21 protein-coding genes and 1 tRNA gene are annotated in these 17,359 nt (G+C 42.4%); 10 read left to right on the plus strand and 12 right to left on the minus strand.

The window, feature by feature from the left end; all coding sequences use genetic code 11:
• Window position 1: 1 nt before the first annotated feature.
• Window positions 2-733 (minus strand): tRNA threonylcarbamoyladenosine dehydratase, encoded by a 732-nt coding sequence (locus RTX25_RS10995; RefSeq protein ID WP_312653619.1) that lies wholly within the window; start codon window positions 731-733, stop codon window positions 2-4.
• A gap of 239 nt (window positions 734-972) precedes the next feature.
• Between RTX25_RS10995 and RTX25_RS11000 the strand changes: the two genes are divergently transcribed.
• On the plus strand, window positions 973-1,671 hold the full coding sequence (locus tag RTX25_RS11000) for a 5'-methylthioadenosine/adenosylhomocysteine nucleosidase (protein WP_312653621.1): 699 nt from the start codon (window positions 973-975) through the stop codon (window positions 1,669-1,671).
• Window positions 1,672-1,746: 75 nt separating this feature from the next.
• On the opposite strand, the gene RTX25_RS11005 is transcribed toward RTX25_RS11000, so the two are convergent.
• From RTX25_RS11005 to sfsA, 4 genes are all read right to left on the minus strand, one after another.
• On the minus strand, window positions 1,747-3,267 hold the full coding sequence (locus RTX25_RS11005) for a carboxypeptidase M32 (protein WP_397428550.1): 1,521 nt from the start codon (window positions 3,265-3,267) through the stop codon (window positions 1,747-1,749).
• Between the two features lie 6 nt (window positions 3,268-3,273).
• Entirely contained in the window at window positions 3,274-3,504 is a 231-nt protein-coding gene (locus RTX25_RS11010; protein WP_312653625.1) for a hypothetical protein, read from the minus strand.
• The gene (locus RTX25_RS11015) at window positions 3,501-4,184 is read right to left on the minus strand and encodes a hydrolase (RefSeq protein ID WP_312653627.1); all 684 of its coding nucleotides are present in this window, start codon (window positions 4,182-4,184) and stop codon (window positions 3,501-3,503) included. The genes RTX25_RS11010 and RTX25_RS11015 overlap by 4 nt, the downstream gene beginning before the upstream one ends.
• 67 nt (window positions 4,185-4,251) lie before the next feature.
• Window positions 4,252-4,962 (minus strand): DNA/RNA nuclease SfsA, encoded by a 711-nt coding sequence (gene sfsA, locus RTX25_RS11020; RefSeq protein ID WP_312653629.1) that lies wholly within the window; start codon window positions 4,960-4,962, stop codon window positions 4,252-4,254.
• Window positions 4,963-5,472: 510 nt separating this feature from the next.
• On the opposite strand from sfsA, the gene RTX25_RS11025 reads away from it, so the two are divergent.
• Window positions 5,473-6,342, plus strand: coding sequence for a neutral zinc metallopeptidase (locus RTX25_RS11025; protein ID WP_312653631.1), 870 nt, complete (start codon window positions 5,473-5,475; stop codon window positions 6,340-6,342).
• 109 nt (window positions 6,343-6,451) lie between these two features.
• Here the strand turns inward: RTX25_RS11025 and RTX25_RS11030 are convergent, their stop codons facing one another.
• Window positions 6,452-7,531, minus strand: a complete 1,080-nt coding sequence (locus tag RTX25_RS11030; protein ID WP_312653633.1) for a DUF3048 domain-containing protein — start codon at window positions 7,529-7,531, stop codon at window positions 6,452-6,454.
• Between the two features lie 152 nt (window positions 7,532-7,683).
• Between RTX25_RS11030 and RTX25_RS11035 the strand changes: the two genes are divergently transcribed.
• Complete coding sequence (locus tag RTX25_RS11035) at window positions 7,684-8,634, plus strand: alpha/beta fold hydrolase (protein ID WP_312653635.1); 951 nt, start codon at window positions 7,684-7,686, stop codon at window positions 8,632-8,634.
• A gap of 116 nt (window positions 8,635-8,750) precedes the next feature.
• Here RTX25_RS11035 and RTX25_RS11040 read toward each other — a convergent pair whose 3' ends face one another.
• Complete coding sequence (locus RTX25_RS11040) at window positions 8,751-9,683, minus strand: LysR family transcriptional regulator (protein ID WP_312653636.1); 933 nt, start codon at window positions 9,681-9,683, stop codon at window positions 8,751-8,753.
• Window positions 9,684-9,846: 163 nt separating this feature from the next.
• Between RTX25_RS11040 and RTX25_RS11045 the strand changes: the two genes are divergently transcribed.
• Together RTX25_RS11045 and RTX25_RS11050 are read left to right on the plus strand one after the other, a co-directional pair.
• Window positions 9,847-10,506 (plus strand): CoA transferase subunit A, encoded by a 660-nt coding sequence (locus tag RTX25_RS11045; protein ID WP_312653638.1) that lies wholly within the window; start codon window positions 9,847-9,849, stop codon window positions 10,504-10,506.
• The gene (locus RTX25_RS11050; protein WP_312653659.1) at window positions 10,506-11,204 is read left to right on the plus strand and encodes a 3-oxoacid CoA-transferase subunit B; all 699 of its coding nucleotides are present in this window, start codon (window positions 10,506-10,508) and stop codon (window positions 11,202-11,204) included. The genes RTX25_RS11045 and RTX25_RS11050 overlap by 1 nt, the downstream gene beginning before the upstream one ends.
• 148 nt (window positions 11,205-11,352) lie before the next feature.
• Here RTX25_RS11050 and RTX25_RS11055 read toward each other — a convergent pair.
• A tRNA-Glu gene (locus RTX25_RS11055) sits at window positions 11,353-11,427 on the minus strand.
• A gap of 215 nt (window positions 11,428-11,642) precedes the next feature.
• Here RTX25_RS11055 and RTX25_RS11060 point away from each other — a divergent pair.
• Both RTX25_RS11060 and RTX25_RS11065 read left to right on the plus strand, forming a co-directional pair.
• Window positions 11,643-12,248 (plus strand): NAD(P)H-dependent oxidoreductase, encoded by a 606-nt coding sequence (locus tag RTX25_RS11060; RefSeq protein ID WP_312653640.1) that lies wholly within the window; start codon window positions 11,643-11,645, stop codon window positions 12,246-12,248.
• A 140-nt stretch (window positions 12,249-12,388) separates the two neighbouring features.
• Complete coding sequence (locus tag RTX25_RS11065) at window positions 12,389-12,862, plus strand: glutathione peroxidase (RefSeq protein ID WP_312653642.1); 474 nt, start codon at window positions 12,389-12,391, stop codon at window positions 12,860-12,862.
• 56 nt (window positions 12,863-12,918) lie between these two features.
• On the opposite strand, the gene RTX25_RS11070 is transcribed toward RTX25_RS11065, so the two are convergent.
• Window positions 12,919-13,116 carry a hypothetical protein gene (locus RTX25_RS11070; RefSeq protein ID WP_312653644.1) on the minus strand — a complete coding sequence of 66 codons (198 nt, stop codon included), beginning with the start codon at window positions 13,114-13,116 and terminating at the stop codon, window positions 12,919-12,921.
• A 153-nt stretch (window positions 13,117-13,269) separates the two neighbouring features.
• Between RTX25_RS11070 and RTX25_RS11075 the strand changes: the two genes are divergently transcribed.
• Complete coding sequence (locus RTX25_RS11075; RefSeq protein ID WP_312653646.1) at window positions 13,270-13,743, plus strand: glutathione peroxidase; 474 nt, start codon at window positions 13,270-13,272, stop codon at window positions 13,741-13,743.
• 19 nt (window positions 13,744-13,762) lie between these two features.
• Window positions 13,763-14,185, plus strand: coding sequence for a hypothetical protein (locus RTX25_RS11080; protein ID WP_312653648.1), 423 nt, complete (start codon window positions 13,763-13,765; stop codon window positions 14,183-14,185).
• 195 nt (window positions 14,186-14,380) lie between these two features.
• Here RTX25_RS11080 and RTX25_RS11085 read toward each other — a convergent pair whose 3' ends face one another.
• Together RTX25_RS11085 and RTX25_RS11090 are read right to left on the minus strand one after the other, a co-directional pair.
• Window positions 14,381-15,361: a Gfo/Idh/MocA family oxidoreductase gene (locus RTX25_RS11085; protein ID WP_312653649.1), complete on the minus strand. Its 981-nt coding sequence runs from the start codon at window positions 15,359-15,361 to the stop codon at window positions 14,381-14,383.
• Between the two features lie 18 nt (window positions 15,362-15,379).
• Window positions 15,380-15,853 carry a GTP pyrophosphokinase gene (locus RTX25_RS11090; protein WP_312653651.1) on the minus strand — a complete coding sequence of 158 codons (474 nt, stop codon included), beginning with the start codon at window positions 15,851-15,853 and terminating at the stop codon, window positions 15,380-15,382.
• Window positions 15,854-15,990: 137 nt separating this feature from the next.
• On the opposite strand from RTX25_RS11090, the gene RTX25_RS11095 reads away from it, so the two are divergent.
• On the plus strand, window positions 15,991-16,620 hold the full coding sequence (locus RTX25_RS11095; RefSeq protein WP_312653652.1) for an aminotransferase: 630 nt from the start codon (window positions 15,991-15,993) through the stop codon (window positions 16,618-16,620).
• 175 nt (window positions 16,621-16,795) lie between these two features.
• Here RTX25_RS11095 and RTX25_RS11100 read toward each other — a convergent pair whose 3' ends face one another.
• The gene (locus RTX25_RS11100) at window positions 16,796-17,215 is read right to left on the minus strand and encodes a hypothetical protein (protein WP_312653653.1); all 420 of its coding nucleotides are present in this window, start codon (window positions 17,213-17,215) and stop codon (window positions 16,796-16,798) included.
• Window positions 17,216-17,359: the final 144 nt, after the last annotated feature.

Consider the following 17,359-nt stretch of genomic DNA (forward strand, 5'->3'; position numbering starts at 1 on the left):
TCTAACTACCTATAAGGCTGTTGATCACTTCACCAGCAAGTATGATGCCCGCTGTCGGGGGCACAAATGAAGTACTTCCAGGAGTACTTCTTTTTTTCAGCCTGCTCACAGGACCATCCTGATTTTCCTCACCAAGATCCAGCGGTACAAGCGGCTTTTCTGTTGAATAAACCACCTTAAGGGATCCTATCCCTCTTCTTTTCAGCTCTTTTCTCATGACTTTGGCCAGTGGGCACATTGTTGTTTTTGTGATATCTGTCACAACCAGTTTCGTCGGATCCAGCTTGTTGCCGGTTCCCATGGAACTGATCATCGGAATGCCGTTATCCCTGCAGTAAGCGATGACTTCAAGTTTGCTTGTGACTGTATCGATGGCATCGATGACATAGTCCGTATCCTTGGGTATGATTCTCTCTATGTTATCCAGTCCGATAAACTCTTTGAAGCCTGTAACCTGACAGTATCTGTTGATTTTTGACGCTCTTTCAAGTGCAGCATCCACCTTGTACTGTCCCAGATTATCATAGGAAGACAAAAGCTGTCTGTTGAGATTGGATAGGGTGAAGATATCGTTATCCACCACACTGATGAATCCGACACCACCCCTTACAAGCGTTTCAAAACAGGTTCCTCCCACTCCGCCAAGACCCAGAAGAACAACCTTCGCTTTATGCAGTTTATTGAGATTTTCTTCACCTATAAGCATCTGTGTTCTTCTTAATTCATGTTGCATAAGTTCATTCCTTTCATTTTTACATTCTTCAATATAATATAGAATGCTATGATTTTCAACATCAATTTGTTCTGAAATCTGATGTTTATGCTGAAAAACACAAAGTGGGAAGCCCCATGTATTTCCCAGCATAATCATTAAGTGGCATAAGCCGTCAACTTCCTCCATGGACAGCATAAATATCTTCCACTATAATGAAATAAAAATGCGAATAATTATGAAGGTATGAGGAAAAAAGAATGAATAAAAAACTGGGCATCATATGTGCCATGGAAGAAGAGCTCGCACCCCTGAAGAAAATCATGTCTGTAGGCGAGAGCAGAATCAAAGCAAGAATGGAATTCATCAGTGGAAACATCAACGGACTTTCTGTAGTTATGGTTGTATCGGGAATCGGTAAGGTGAATGCGGCAGTCTGTGCACAGATCCTGGCAGATGACTATGAGGTCTCTCACCTCATAAACGTCGGTGTTGCCGGTGGAGTGAAGGATTATATTGTTCCTTTAGATGTGGTCATCGCAACCTCACTGATCCAGCATGACATGGATGTTACGGCTTTCGGCCTGAAGAGAGGCGAAATTCCGAGATTTGATGACTCTGTCTTCAGAACAGATGCGACACTTACAAAACTCGCCATTGAAGGCTCACAGAGAAACAAGGCATATGGCACCTATGAGGGCATCATCGTAAGCGGAGATCAGTTCATCTCAAGCAAGGACAAAATCAGAGATCTTTCACTTGTTTTTGATGCATCCGCCTGCGAAATGGAGGGTGCAGCCATTGCTCAGGTTGCATATCTAAACCAGATTCCTTTTACGGTCATCAGAGCGATCTCAGATAACGCAAACACTGGAGCCAGCATGGACTACGAGAAATTCAAGGATCTTGCTGTGGACAATACGGTAGCCATCATTCTGTATATCATCGAAAAACTCTAGCTTTGAAATTTGCAGTGAAGATATTAAAGACCCAGAGACAGAAGATTTAATCTTCTCATCTCTGGGTCTTTCACTTTATTTCAGATTATAGATTTTGCTGTACTTCTCATTGAGATACTGAAGGAAGTACTTGGCATTCAGCGGCTCACCTGTGATCTTTTCAATGAGAACCTTTGGTTCATAGGTTCCGCCATGGCTATGCACATTCTCTGCAAGCCACTTTGTGATTTCACTGATTTTGCCCTCTTTGATCAGGTCATAGTAATCTGGAAGATCTCTTAGTATACCCTTATAGAGCATCTGTGCACCATAAAGATTGCCCAGTGCATAGCTTGGGAAGTATCCGATCATTCCGCCGGACCAGTGGACATCCTGAAGGACACCTGCTGCGAAGGTTTCTGGTCTTACCCCAAGATACTCCTCGTATTTATTGGCCCAGAGCTCAGGAAGCTCATCGAAACTGACTTCTCCGTTGATCATCATTTTTTCCAGCTCGTATCTTATGATGATATGCAGGCTGTAGGTCAGCTCATCCGCATCGATTCTGATGAGTGATGGTTCAACTTTGTTGATTGCTCTGAATACATCAACCGGTGCAAATTCCTTAAGACCTTCAAAAGCTTCCACCATGTTGGGATACTCGGCTTCGACGAATTTCTCGTCACGTCCAAGAATATTCTCATAGTATCTGGACTGAGATTCATGGATACCCATGGATACTCCTCCACCGATATTGGTTTTTGTAATATCATCGGGAATGTTCTGCTCATAGATGGCATGCCCTGTCTCATGTATGGTTGAATACATGGCGATAATAGGGTCTTCCTTGCTGTAGGCAGTAGTGATTCGGACATCCTTGTTTCCGAAGTTTGTGGAGAACGGATGAGCGCTTTCAGCTATTGCACCACGTTCGAAGTCATAGCCCAGTCTCTTGGCAAGCTCAGTATTGTATTTTTTCTGAGCTTCATTGGAATACTCGCCTTTTAAGATACTGCTGTCGATCTTCACATCACTTGCATTGATCTTATTAAGAAGCTTGAGAAGACCTTCTCTTAGTTCACTGAATACATTATCCAGCTCCTTCACTGTAGCCCCTGGCTCATAAAGATCAAGCAGAGCGTCATAAGGTGTTTCCTCATAACCCATGTATCCTGCAATCTTTTTGTTGAAGAATACAATCTTTTCAAGAATCGGCTTAAAGGATTCATAGTCATTCTTTTCTCTAGCCTGTGCCCAGTAAGTTTCGCCTGATGCTACAAGCTTACTGTACTCAAGATATTCCTCTTCAGGAATCTTTTTCATGAAGTCCAGAGATTTCTTGGCCGCTTTGATCATAGCCTTTTCTTTGTCGTTCATTTCCTCAAAGTGTTCATGAAGACTGTACACAAGACTGTTGTACTCTTCACCGGTCTCCAGCTTATACATAAGCTGGCTGAGATATCCGATGACATCGGATCTTCTCTCTACGCCTTTTGGGGGCATGATTGTTACCATATCCCAGTAAAGCACACCCTGCGCATCACCGATGTTTTTCATTTCTTCCTGAATCTCAAGAAAACGCTTGAACCCATCTTTGTAGTTTTCCAATACCTTCACTCCAATCTATTCCATATTTTTTGTCTTATAATACTTTTCTATCATATATTCTCTATCCATGTCTATAACACCAGCCAGTTCCAGAACAGATTCTGTTTCTCTGCAGTACTTAACTGTAATGCATTGACCCAGATTTCTTGGACATCGGCAGCATAGACACCCGGGATCATTTCCTTCACAGCTGTTTCGATATTCCGGACAATGTTTGCAGTTTTCTGCCAGTACACCATTACTCAATAATTCTGCCCCCTATATTTATCCATCAGTTCCTTCATGATTTCCGTGTTCGAAGGAGGTGTATAAGTGATTGCATTGGCACCGGCTTCAATGGTTTCCAGTATGCTCTCATCAGTTGGTCCTCCCGTTGCAATGATCGGCATCTCCGGATAGAGCGCCCTGATTCTTCTTACAATCTTTGCCGTATCCTTAGCTCCTGATACATTGAAAATGGTCGCTCCGGCATCAATCCTTCCTTTAAAGTCGTCCATCTCCGAAATGACTGTGATGACGATGGGAATGTCTATGGTATCTCGGACACCCTTCAGGATATCGTTTTTAGTCGGACTGTTCAGAACCACTCCGATGGCTCCTTTGAATTCCGCATCAAGCGCGAGATTGATCACCCTTTTTCCGGTGGTTGTTCCGCCTCCCACTCCGCAGAAAACCGGAACATCTGATGCATTGATCAGAGACTGAGTGATGATGGGCTGAGGTGTAAAGGGATAAACACTCATTACAGCATCTGCATTGGTGTTCTTGATCACTGCAACATCTGTTGAGAAGATCAGCGATTTGATCCTCTTTCCGAGGATAATCAGTCCGCTTGCCCGTCTTATGACCTCCGGAACTTCAACAAGATGATCTCTCAGGTTTGTCGTAATGACCGGTGCTGTTTTCTTTTCCAATATATTCACCATGCTTTCGTTACATTTTTGATTTATTATATCATTAAAAATGAGGTTTCCTATTTAAGATTCTCTGAAGCTAGACCATTCTGTCTTCAGCAAAAACAACCGGTACCGGATCGGTCAGATCAAGTGAAGACTCTGTAACTCTGCATTCATAGGCCATGACATCTATACCGTATTCTTTCGCTTTGTAGAGCGTAGAGGAAAAAAGCGGGTCTTTCTCATATGCCGGTGAGAATTCCTTCATGTTCTCCATCTGAAGGACAAAGAGTACCCCTGCCCCATATCCTTCTTCCTTGGCTTCCATAAGTTCTTCTATATGTTTTGTCCCTCTTAATGTAGGTGCATCGGGAAAGCTTGCCTGTCCGTTATCTTCGAGGGTTACGCCCTTGACTTCCAGAAAATACTTTTCTCCTTCCGGACTTTCCAGGAGAAAGTCAAATCTGCTTTTCTTGTAGAACTTTTCTCTTCTTACATGTGTAAATCTTCTAAGAGAAGGAATGGAGCCACTGATCAGCGCTTCTTCAACTACTTTATTAGGAATCTGCGAATCGATGTTGATGAGCGCATCCCCTTTATAAGCTGCAATCAGACTGAAAGCTGTCTTTCTAAGGGGATTGTCTTCCTTCCTGAGGATCACCGTGCAGCCGGGAATGAGAATCTCAGAAACACGCCCCGTATTAGGTACATGGGTCATGATGATTTCTCCGTCATATTCCACATATCCCTGGAAGCGGTTTTCTCTCTTGATAAAGGTCGCCTGAACCGTATCTTTTATGAATTTCATAATATTTTCTCCTTGAAAGTTTTGCACAGTTTAAATATTGACGAAATAATGTTATCCACATTGACCTGCTCATTTTATCCACATAACTGTGGATAATGTTCCTTGAGCTACGAAATCCTACAGAATCAACATAAAGTTATCCACATTTTTCAACTCTTATACACATTCTCTGTGGATAACTTAAATACCAAGATTTATTCAATGTCAACACTGCCGATTCGATTTAACAGTTCATTAAATTTGCTATACTATCTGACAAATGAATAATTACCATCTTTATCATATATCTATCTGAATTTAGATATGGTTTCTTTACCAGAGAGGTAAGATACATTAAAAGTGCTCAATCATGAATAACAGGCACAGCATGTTAATACATTCTTAACCACAAACACCACCTATATCCGCCTGTACAAACTGCTACCTGATATAAAAAATGGTATAATCGTATTAAGAATCGTTATCATTAAAAATGTCTGTGTTCAAATCATAGCATAGGAGAGATTAATTATGAAATGGAAAAATAGAAGAACGAGCTCAAATGTTGAAGACCGAAGAGGTATGGGACGATCCGGTTCCGGAGGAATCGGAGGTATAGGCGGGAAAGGTATGATGGGTGGAGGTCTCGGCCTTATTATTTTCCTCATCATCGCCTTCCTTGGCGGCGACATCGGCTCCATGCTCAATCCGGGTATCGTTAATCCGGGTACGGAAGCACCCTATGAAAGAACTGCTGAAGACGATGAACTGGCTCAGTTCGTTTCCGTTGTGCTTGCCGATACGGAGGACGTATGGGCGCAGATCTTCAGAGAGAACAACAGAACCTATGAGGAGCCTGAACTTGTACTCTTCAATGACCGAGTGGAATCCGCCTGCGGTGTAGCCGGTTCATCTACTGGTCCATTCTACTGCCCTGCAGATCAGAAGATCTACATCGATCTCAGTTTCTATCGTGAACTGGGTCAGCGGTTCGGCGCACCTGGAGATTTCGCCATGGCTTATGTTGTCGCTCACGAGGTCGGTCATCATGTCCAGACACTACTTGGGATTTCTCAGCAGGTGCAGGACCTGCGCGGACAGCTCAGCGAAGCTGAATTCAATACCTATCTTGTAAGACTTGAGCTTCAGGCTGACTACCTCGCCGGAGTGTTCGCGAATTATGTTCATGGTGAAGGCTACCTTGAAGAAGGGGATCTGGAAGAAGCGATCAATGCCGCCAACGCCATCGGTGATGACAGACTTCAGAAGCAGTCTCAGGGCTACGTGGTTCCTGATTCCTTTACCCACGGTACATCGGAGCAGAGAATGAGATGGTTCAGAAGAGGCTTCGAGTATGGCGATCTACAGCATGGGGACACTTTCAACACGAACGATCTCTAGGAAGCCTTGAAGACAATCTTAATTTCATAATACATTTCATAGCAGAAGACCCAAACAGCGATGTGTGTTTGAGCCTTCTGTTTTTCAGTTTATTCGCTTTTAATTCTGTCTACTCGAATATCACTTCAGAATCATTTCTCATAATCTGAATAAACGACTTACCCGGTTTAAAGGGAATCTCATTACCCGCCTCATCGTAATAGATGGTAAAGGAATCGGCATCTTTTCTTTCCCAGGTACCCTTTCTCATGACGCCGTCGGTAAAGTATTCAGCAGCGCCAGTTCCGATGAGATCGATATTGGTGTACACCGTATCTGTCACGGCATAGTGGTTGGCATGCTGAACGATGACGTTCCTCACGTCGATCTGCTCATCGGTTTCTTTGTCCATCATAGGCTCATCATTGATGAAACGAAGGTAAGTCCCTTTTTCTTCAGAAAACTCATAGGTGATTCTGTTGTCACTTCTGTAGGACAGTGAAATCTTTTTCGCACTTTCTCCGCTAAGCTCTAAATTTTCATCAAAGTAGAGGGTTCTTGCTTCAGGCTGAAAATCATAGGCTTTCTCCATCACCACCTTAAGATTGGTATAAGCATTATGAGGTGCTACACGATCGGCAGATCTTGAAAACCCTGTAGTACTCCTTGTACCATCGATTCTTTTGGCTGTAATGCCAAGATCCTCTATCCATTCATAGATATCCTGACCAGGCTTGAAGTTTGAACCGCCAAAGAAAACATAAAGATAATTCCATTCCTTCCAGAGCTGTATATGCTGTTTCCTTGCACTTCTTACCGGTCCCGCTTTTTCAGGGTAGTTACCCAGAAAGAATGTGGTTAATCTTGTGATCGTGCTTTCGACTTCCATTTCGTAAATCAGTTCCGCCTGCTTAAGCCCACTGTGCGGACGGGCTTTTGCGGTGTTTTCCATCTGAACCATGATCACCTTGCCATCCCCCTCGTAGGGCATTCCCGTCAGTGGTGACAGACCTTCTAGAGGTTCATCGTATCGATGTTTTTCTTCGACAGCAGGTTCTTCCGGCAGCGGTTTCTCGTAAGGAGTTTCCACCGGTTCTTCAACAGGCGGATTGCTGCCCGGATCTTCCGGATTCTCTGCCACCTGTTTGTTACAGGCTGACAGTATTAACGATAAGGCCAGAACAGATGTAATGATGACACTTTTCTTCATAATATTTCCCCCTTACTGCAAAGGATATGTTTGCATAATTTGATTTTATCATAACCATGCTAAAGTACTAGCTTTTATTGGGTTCTATATTTGCTTTTAGCTGCCCGATATCTCTATAATGGTATCAAGAATAGAAATGGAGTGTGATTATTTTGAGCTACAGCAAAACAATGGAGACTTTCCCCAGCAGTAACGGCCTCTATAATATAAGCTACTACATCTACACACCAAAGAAACCCGTCCGTTACCTTCTACAGATCACTCACGGCATGTGCGAATACATTGAAAGATACGAGGGATTCATCAAGTTCATTAGCAGGCAGGGCGTGCTTGTTGCAGGTCATGATCATGCCGGTCACGGCAGAAGCATACGCACCCTTGATGATCTGGGTTATTTCTCGGACGATCCTTATGATCTGACTCTGGTCAAGGACCTTAAAACCATGACGGACCTTCTCTCAGACCGTTATCCGGATCTTCCCCATTTTATCCTCGGGCACAGTATGGGGTCATTCATGTTAAGAAAATATCTCATGCAGTTCGGAAGAAGTCTCTCCGGTGTCATCCTTAGCGGTACCGGAGGAGAAAATCCTGCAGTTGCTTCAGGAATCCAGCTGGCAAAATCCATTTCCGCTGTGCGGGGCGAGAAGCATCGCAGCACTCTGTTCAATAAGGTCTTTTTTAACGGCTTCAATAAGAATTTCCAGGAAGAACATGACAGGTTCTCCTGGCTTTCAACGGATAAAAACGTCGTGGCGGCATATCATAAGGATCCCAAATGCAATTTCATCTTCACCATGAACGGATTTAAAGGATTCCTCACAGTGATGAAGGAAGTGACCGGTGATAAATGGGCAGAGAGGGTGCCGAAGGAGGTCCCCTTCCATCTTCTCTCAGGAAAACAGGACCCTGTAGGTAACTACGGCAAAGGTGTTCAGGAAACTTCTGCAAAACTCATTGAAGCCGGTGTGAAGGATGTAACCCTCATGCTCTATGACAGCGGGCGACATGAGATGCTCAATGAGACCAGCAGAAGAGAAGTCTACGATGACATTCTTCATGTCATGGAAGATATGATTTCCATGAAAGAAAGCCTGAAGTAATGCTCATTTCTTCACGTAAAAACGGATTCTCAGGTTAAACAAAATCTGCCTCGGTGATTTTCACCGAAGCAGATTTTTCTTGCTCATTATATCGCTCCGATTCACTGATTTCCAAATCAATGATCATTGTCATGGGATAAGGGCAGAACTTTCTTCCCCTCAATAAAATATTCTCTGATGGAATCGATGGTATATTTCTCAATCCTTGAATATCTGGATTTTACAGGATAAGTCATCACAACCTGCCAGGAAATGGGTTTCGAAATCGGCATTTCTTTAACATCTCTGAAATAGAAATGATCCCTTATCGGCGCAGGCAGAACAGTAATGAAATTCGAGGTTCTTGTCACTTCAAGAAGAAAATCCCAGGATCCGGACATAAGGGATATTCTCGGTTCCATTTTAAGGGAACGGAATTTCGCCAAGAGCTGGTGATGGATCATAAAGCTTTCATTGAATATGGCCAGGTCTTTTCCTTTAAGATCGGACCATTCGATTTTATCTCCTTCAGCTAGAGGATTGTCTCTGCTCATGAATGCAGTGAGCTCATCCTCCCTTATGACCTCTTCTTTAAAAAGAAGATCAGAAAGGTTTGTCGGATCAAGAAGCACCGCCAGGTCAAGTTCCTCAAGGAGAAGCATCTTTCTCAGTTCAAATGCTCCTCTTTCAATGATCGTAAATTTTATTTTCGGATTGAGACGGATGATATCTGCCATGATTTCCGTGAAAAGAACAGTCAGAATGAGAGGCGGAATCCCTATTCTTATCATACCTTTAATAAGGCTTCCGTGTTCCCTGAATTCATTCATGAGATTGTCATGTTTTTCGATGACCACCATGGCGTTGGCATAGAAATTTTCACCTGCCGGAGTAAGCCCCGTCAGTCTTCCGTGACTTCTTTCGAAAAGCTTCAGATTTTCCTCTTCCTCAAACTTAATGATATACTTGCTCAGTGCAGGCTGAGAAATATGCAGTTTTCTTGAGGCATCGGACAGATTGAGATTATTCTCTACGATTGCAATGAAATACTTCAGGTGACTGATTTCCATTTGAACCTCCGATAAGTAAGTATTTACTTGATTATATCAGAATTCATAACTTTCGGTTATAGAAATCATGAAGTATTGTCATTAGACAGACATGTGAAGTTACACTAGAATTATTGTGTAAACGTATACTCAGGAGTTAACGAGAAATGTGGAGGTTGTATATATGAGTAAAATCATTTCAGTGGAAGAAGCTGCAGATCTTATAAAGGACGGAGATGTGATCATGATCGGAGGATTCCTTGGGGTCGGATGCCCTGAAAGAATCATCGACGCATTATGCAGTTCAGGCAAAAAAAATCTCACCCTGATCTGCAACGATTCGGGTTTCGTCGATAAAGGACCTGGAAAACTTGTGGTCAATAAGCAGTTCTCAAGGATTATCGCTTCGCATATCGGTACCAACAAGGAAACAGGTCGTCAGATGCTGTCCGGAGAAACAGAAGTGATTCTGACACCTCAGGGTACGCTCATCGAACAGATCCGCTGTGCCGGATTCGGTCTTGGTGGAGCCTTGACCAGGACTGGTCTTGGTACTGAAGTGGAAAAAGGAAAGCAGAAAGTCCTGGTGGACGGCGAGGAATATCTTCTTGAAAAACCCCTTAGAGCAAATGTTGCCATTCTTTTTGCCAACACGGTGGATCGTTTCGGAAACATGAGTTTTCACGGTGCCACAAGGAACTTCAACCAGATCATGGCAACCGCTGCTGATGTCACCATCGTGGAAGCTGCACAGCTTGTAGAAGTGGGCGAACTGGATCCGGATCACATCCACACTCCAGGAATCTTTATTGACCATATTGTAGATGGAGGTGTTTTATCATGATGGACAAAAAAGAAATACAGAATTATATTGCGCGCAGAGTGGCCAAGGAACTGAAGGATAATGATGTGATCAATCTGGGTATTGGACTGCCGACACTTGTTGCAAACTTTCTACCTCATGGCAAAAATATCGTGTTCCAGTCTGAAAACGGCTTTGTCGGACTTGGTCCAGCACCCACGGATGAGGGATATGATCCCTATATCACAAACGCCGGTGGAATGCCTGTGACCATTCTTCCAGGCGGCGCATTTTTTGACAGCTCTCTATCATTCGGAATCATCAGGGGAGGTCATGTGGATCTCACAGTCCTTGGCGCTCTGCAGGTAGATGAAAACGGCAGTATCGCCAACTACATGATTCCCGGTAAAATGGTTCCTGGAATGGGCGGTGCGATGGATCTTATATCCGGTGCCAAAAAAGTGATTGTCGCAATGGAACACACTGCTAAAGGTTGCCCGAAAATACTCAAAGAGTGTACCCTTCCGCTCACCGCAAAGAACCAGGTCGATCTCATCATCACTGAGATGGGTGTATTCAAAATTACAGCAGAAGGACTTCTCGTAACAGAAATCAATCCGGAATACACAGTGGACGAGATTCAGGCGCTAACAGAAGCAAAACTCATTTTCTCAAAAGACCTGCGGTATATGAATGAAGACGAAAATACAGAACAATATAATCAGGAAATTGTAATCTAGAAGAACTTTAAAGGCCATGAGACAGATTGATCTGTTTCATGGCCTTCTAAATACAGTTTTTAAATCAGACGTAAAAGCACACCACCTGGAAGGTTCAGCGGGAAGTCATAATGACTATCCTTAAACCAGCAAGTGGTGTGCTTTATAATGGTGACCCCTAGGGGAATCGAACCCCTGATTCCAGCGTGAGAGGCTAGCGTCTTGACCGCTTGACCAAGGGGCCACATCTACATGACTTATAAATAATATCACTCTAAATATGACAAGTCAAGAAAATTCCATCACCCCTGCATTTTATGTCTAAAATGTAAATAACACTAATTAGTACATTCTTAACTCGAAAGACACAATTCTTTAACACGTTGTACACAATCTAATGTTATAACTAATACAGAGTTAAAAAAACCTAATTACACCAATGAAAGGAAAGATAATAAAATGGAAAAAGTTAAATTAGCAATCATCTACTACAGCTCAACTGGCGGAAACTACCAGATGGTACAATGGGCAAAGGACGAGGCCATAAAGGCCGGCGCAGACGTCAAGGTATTCAGAGTGAACGAACTTGCACCGGATCAGGCTATTGATGCCAATCCGCTCTGGAGAAAGCATTACGACGAAACAAAGGATCTTATTCCTGTAGCCACTCCACAGGACTTCGTCGATGCAGATGCCGTCATTTTCTCTACGCCTACCCGTTACGGAAATGTATCTTCTCAGTTCAAGCAGTACCTTGATCTGCTCGGCGGCGTATGGTCACAGGGATTACTGGTCAATAAGATGGTAACAGCCATGTCCTCAGCCATGAACATAAACGGCGGAGTCGAAGAAACCATCAGATCCATCTACACTTCAGCAATGCATTTTGGTGCAATAATTGTCGCTCCTGGCTATACCGATCCAAGCATCTATGCTGCAGGTGGTAACCCTTATGGAACATCAGCTTCCATCATAGACGGAGAAATCAAGAATGATGTAGAAGGTGCGGTAAGACATCAGGCCAAGAGAATTGTAGAGGTAACAAAGCAGTTCCTGAATAAATAGATACTGTAAATCGGGAGTCTCCATTGGAGGCTCTTTTTTTATCTGAAACTGAATGAATTTAGCACAATTTAATTTGACAAAACTTTTATTTTTCTGTATTCTGAATATAAGAAACGAATAATCTTAAGGAGAAATGTAAAATGAGTGTATATGATTACAAAGCAGTGGACATTGATGGACAGGAACAGGAACTCAAACAGTATGAAGGTGATGTCCTGCTCATCGTTAACACAGCCAGCAAATGCGGATTTGCTCCTCAGTTTCAAGGACTTGAAAAGCTCTATGAAAACATGAAAGATCAGGGATTCACTGTTCTTGGGTTCCCAAGCAATCAGTTCAAGAATCAGGAACCTGAAGACGAGGCAGGAATCAGGAAATTCTGCGAACTGAACTACGGTGTGACTTTCCCCATGTTCTCAAAGATTGACGTCAACGGTGAAAACGCTCATGATCTCTTTAAGTATCTCAGAAAGGAAACAAAAGGTCTCCTTGGTGATTCTGTGAAATGGAACTTCACAAAATTCCTCGTAGGGAGAGATGGTAAGGTCATCAGAAGATATGCACCTCAGACAGATCCTATGGATATCGAAAAAGATATCAAAGAACTTCTATAACGAATATATATCAAAAGGGCCAAAATGGCCCTTTTTTTGATTTCGGTTTCTTCTTCTCAATCGTCTCTCAGTTTCTTCCCTTGACTCTTCAGACATTCCAGAACGATCGGCAGAGATTTTGGCCCTATACCATGGAAAGAAAGCAGCTCCTTCGCGGACAACGACGCCAGCTTTTCGAAGCTGTCGATACCTTCGAAATCTAAAGCCCGTCTTGCGGGATTTGATAGCCTTTCCAGAAACTCTTTGTACTCCATTGCTTTTCCTCCTTCGCGAAAAAAATAAGTGAAGAATATAAATGAGCAGAAAATGTTCTTAAAAAATTAACTTGCATGCAATAATATTTGACAATAGTTAATTTTTATCATATTCTGAATGTAACCAAATTATAAATACAAGAGGTGTAATGATTGAGCATATTTTCATATACTGCTACAGATATAGACGGAAATAATCAGGACATGAGCCAGTACAAAGGCAACGTGATGCTGATTGTGAACACAGCCAGCAAATGCGGATTCACTCCACAATATCAGGGTCTTGAAGAACTTTACCAGAAACATAAAGACAATAATTTTCTGATTCTTGGATTTCCCTGCAACCAGTTCAGCAGTCAGGAACCGGAAGATGAAGCGGGAATCAAAAATTTCTGTGAACTGAACTATGGTGTATCTTTTCCGATGTTTTCCAAAGTCGAGGTCAACGGAAAAAATGCTCATGAACTTTTCGTCCACCTGAGGAAAGAAACAAAAGGTCTTCTGGGCGATGCCGTCAAATGGAATTTCACAAAATTTCTTGTGGATAAAGAAGGTCACGTGATCAGAAGATATGCACCGACAACCAATCCTCTTTCCATAGAAAAGGATATCCTGGAATTACTTTAATCATAATAGGAGAAGTCCCATGAGAAAAATGAGTTACCCCATTGCTATACTGCTGCTTCTGCTCATGATCACCGGATGTACAGCAAAGGAAGAATACTACTCTCGGGAAGAAGCACTAAACCAGGGATATATCGTTCTCGATGGTACAAACAGCGAGAATGGTGAACGTTTCGATATATTCATTCAGAATGTCGATGCAAAAAGAGATGATTCCATCATTATCGTAATATATGATCTGACAAAAAGTCAGTATGTTATTGATATCCATTATGATGGAGATAAGATTCATGCGTCCAGGTATTTTATGGACCAGAAATCGAAAAAGTCTCAGATCATGTCCGATATGCTATTTACCCATATCAGCAAAACCGCATCGAAAAACTACTTTCTCATCGACGAGCTGAAAATCCATCCCGATTTATGGATTTATCAGGGAAACTAAAGTTTTTTATAAAATCTACTGTTCTATTGACAAAAACTTTGATATACTAAAGAAGGAAGTTCAGTATTTTCTCACTGAACTTTTGATGAAACAATACGGGACAAAAGGAATCCAGAGGAAATCCTCAAATTGCTTTAAAAGAATGGACTGACTTCTGCAATTATTTGCAGAAGTCTTTATTTTTGCCCGAAATTCCTATAAATGTCCGATAGTACCATTATCTCTGAACGCTTCCAGCACCTGCTGCGTCCTTAGCCCATAAAGTCCTGTGGAATCAAGTTCCCCTCTTCCGTTTATGGTATCGGAAACCAGTGAGATAAGCGGCATCTGCACATGCTGAAGATCCGGAAACTCAAAGACAGTCATCTTTCCGTCTCTGATCATCTCCACAGGCTTTGTGTTCATGATGGCAAATCTTATGGTCCCTCTGCTGCCGACAACAGTGAGCATATCTTCGTCATAATTTCCATTGAATGTCATCTGCAGTGTGCCCTTGATCCCATTTCTGAACACAATCATCCCTGAGGTGTTGTCCTCCACTTCAAGGAGCCCAGACTGATTGGAGGAGACACCTGCTGCATACTGCACTTCTCCAAATAGAAAGAGAATCAGATCGATCATATGGGAGCCTACATCATAAAGCTTCCCACCGCCTGCAAATTCCTTTTTGAACAGCCATGGGCGGTCAGGATTAAGTGCAGGAACAGGACTTGTATACTGGTAACTGAAAGAACGGATCTCACCGATTTCTTTTTTATTCAGAAGTTCCTGGATCTTTCTGAATTTCTGCTGTCCTCTTCTGTAATAGGCAACAAAGAGTCTGACCCCTTCTTCTTTGCAGACCTTCATCATTTCTCTCGCATCTTCCACAGAGAGTGCCATGGGTTTTTCCACATAGACATCTTTTTTGTGCCGAGCAGCTTCAAGCGTATAGAACTTGTGCATATGCGGCGGGGTTGCAATGTAAACTGCGTCCACTTCCGCGTCCGTCAGGATGTCCATATAATCGGTCGTGAAATGCTCCACCTGATGCCTTCTGGCATAATCCTCCAGCTTTTCCCTGTTTCTTCTCATTACCCACTTCAGTCTTGTCCCAGGCAGTTTCTGAAATGCGGGTCCGCTTTTGATTTCGGTGACATCTCCACATCCTATAATTCCAAAAGTAATCTTACTCATAACCATTCCTCCAAATTCTTACCGTTTCCGATTCTCTTCATTCTGAACTTCCAGCAGATACACTTCAGCCCTGTGGTATTTTTTGAGCCTTTCAAAGTCCTTATCTGTGAGTTTATCCTTAAGTCTTGTCCTGTTCAGATTATCTCTTAAATCGCTGAGTTTCACCCTCACTGCAGCAGGATCAGCCGACAGGCGCTTAATGTAGTCCATGTAGTCTTCTGTATCCTTTCTGCTTAAAAGATCCAACTTTTTTACTGTTTCCTCATCAAAACCGAACGCCAAGAGATCTGACTTAGTGATATCCGTATCTTCCAGCAGATCGTGGAGCAGCGCGACGATTTTATCGCTCTCTGTTTCGACGTTCATCATGACCCTTATGACATGCATCACGTACGGATCATTCCCCTTGTCCTTCTGTCCGGCATGCTTAACTGAAGCCAGTGTCAGTGCTCTCTCAAAGAGCGGCAGAGACAGCAGCAGTTTCTTATCCATCTGATTCACTCCTCTCCTTAAACCACATCTCTTACGGTTTCTTCTATTTCGCGAAAGAAATATTTGTTCTATAATGATAATAAAGTTACCATTATTATATCGTATTTTTTGCAGGCATAACTCTAGGAGGGGAATAAATGAAAAAAGAAAATATCTATATAGAGATTATGGATGGCGGTAAGATTCCTGTGTACGCAAACTTTAATGACGCAGGTGCGGATGTATTTGCAGCAGAGGACATTGTCATCAGACCCATGGAAAAGGTGATCATTCCGCTGAACTTTAAAGTGGCACTTCCTGATCATCTCGAAATGCAGGTAAGGCCAAGAAGCGGGCTTTCGCTTAAAACATCGCTGAGCATCCCCAACAGTCCGGGGACTGTCGATGCTGGTTACAGAAACCCTGTAGGTGTCATCGCGCAGAATACCTATAACATTTCCAGTCTCCCCTATGAAATACTGTATGACGATGAGCTTAGAGACAGGATCCAGAAAGACTATAAAATTCTATTTCCCCAGAACAGCAAGGAAGTTTTCACATCTTTCAGAGACAAGAAAAATGAAACTGCTGAAACACTGAATCTCGTACCTTTTCTTGTTCTGGATAAACACAACAATCCTTACGGAACCTTGTATATTGATAAAGGAACGAAGATCGCTCAGATCGTCATCAATGAAATCATACATGCGGAATTCATTGAGACGGAAGATGTCTCCTCAATCGGAACAGACCGCGGCGGCGGCTATGGAAGCACTGGTCTCAAATAACTTTCATAAACCTGTTTTATGATCATCAGAAAAAAATTACGATACAAAGAGGTTTTCATAAGAAAATCTCTTTATATCGTATTTTTTCTCATTTATTCTGATGGTGTCTCTCCCGCAGATTATTCTAGTACTGGCATATCAAATGATATTATATAGAATTAAGCGATGCACAGGTTCAGGATTTGGTCTGATATTTTCTGATTATCTGTATCATATCAGCTGCTCTCCCACTTGACAGTTCTTTATACAGAGGATAATCTGTATCTACATTGGTTCCGAGAATAATCCCGGATCCGTCAATCCATAAACTGACGGTTGTATAGGAAAAACCTTCTTTACTGTCATTGATCCATATTATGGAATCAGGCTTATCTTCCGTAATCTCAGGCTGGGCTATAGATTCACTGTTCATGAGAGAGAAAATCAGCATACTGGCTTCATTCTTATCCGATATAGGCACGGATAAATCCGTCCCTTCCGTTCCGGGTGTTCCGATTATAATGTCATAATCCATTTTATCTCTTGTGGTATAAAGGAAAATATTGCTCAAACCCAGTAAAATAACAAGAATTGTAATCAGCACTTTTTTGAACATGAATCCTCACCCCTTAAATTCTTTAGATATACATTTATGCATATCGATAATATATTTTGTTTTGAATAACACTTAATATATTTATATTAATATGGCCGATTGTATAATTAATTGCAACAAACAAAAAAAGATTGAACCATAAGA

Source organism: Proteiniclasticum sp. (assembly GCF_032054185.1).
Classification (GTDB): Bacteria; Bacillota; Clostridia; order Clostridiales; family Clostridiaceae; genus Proteiniclasticum.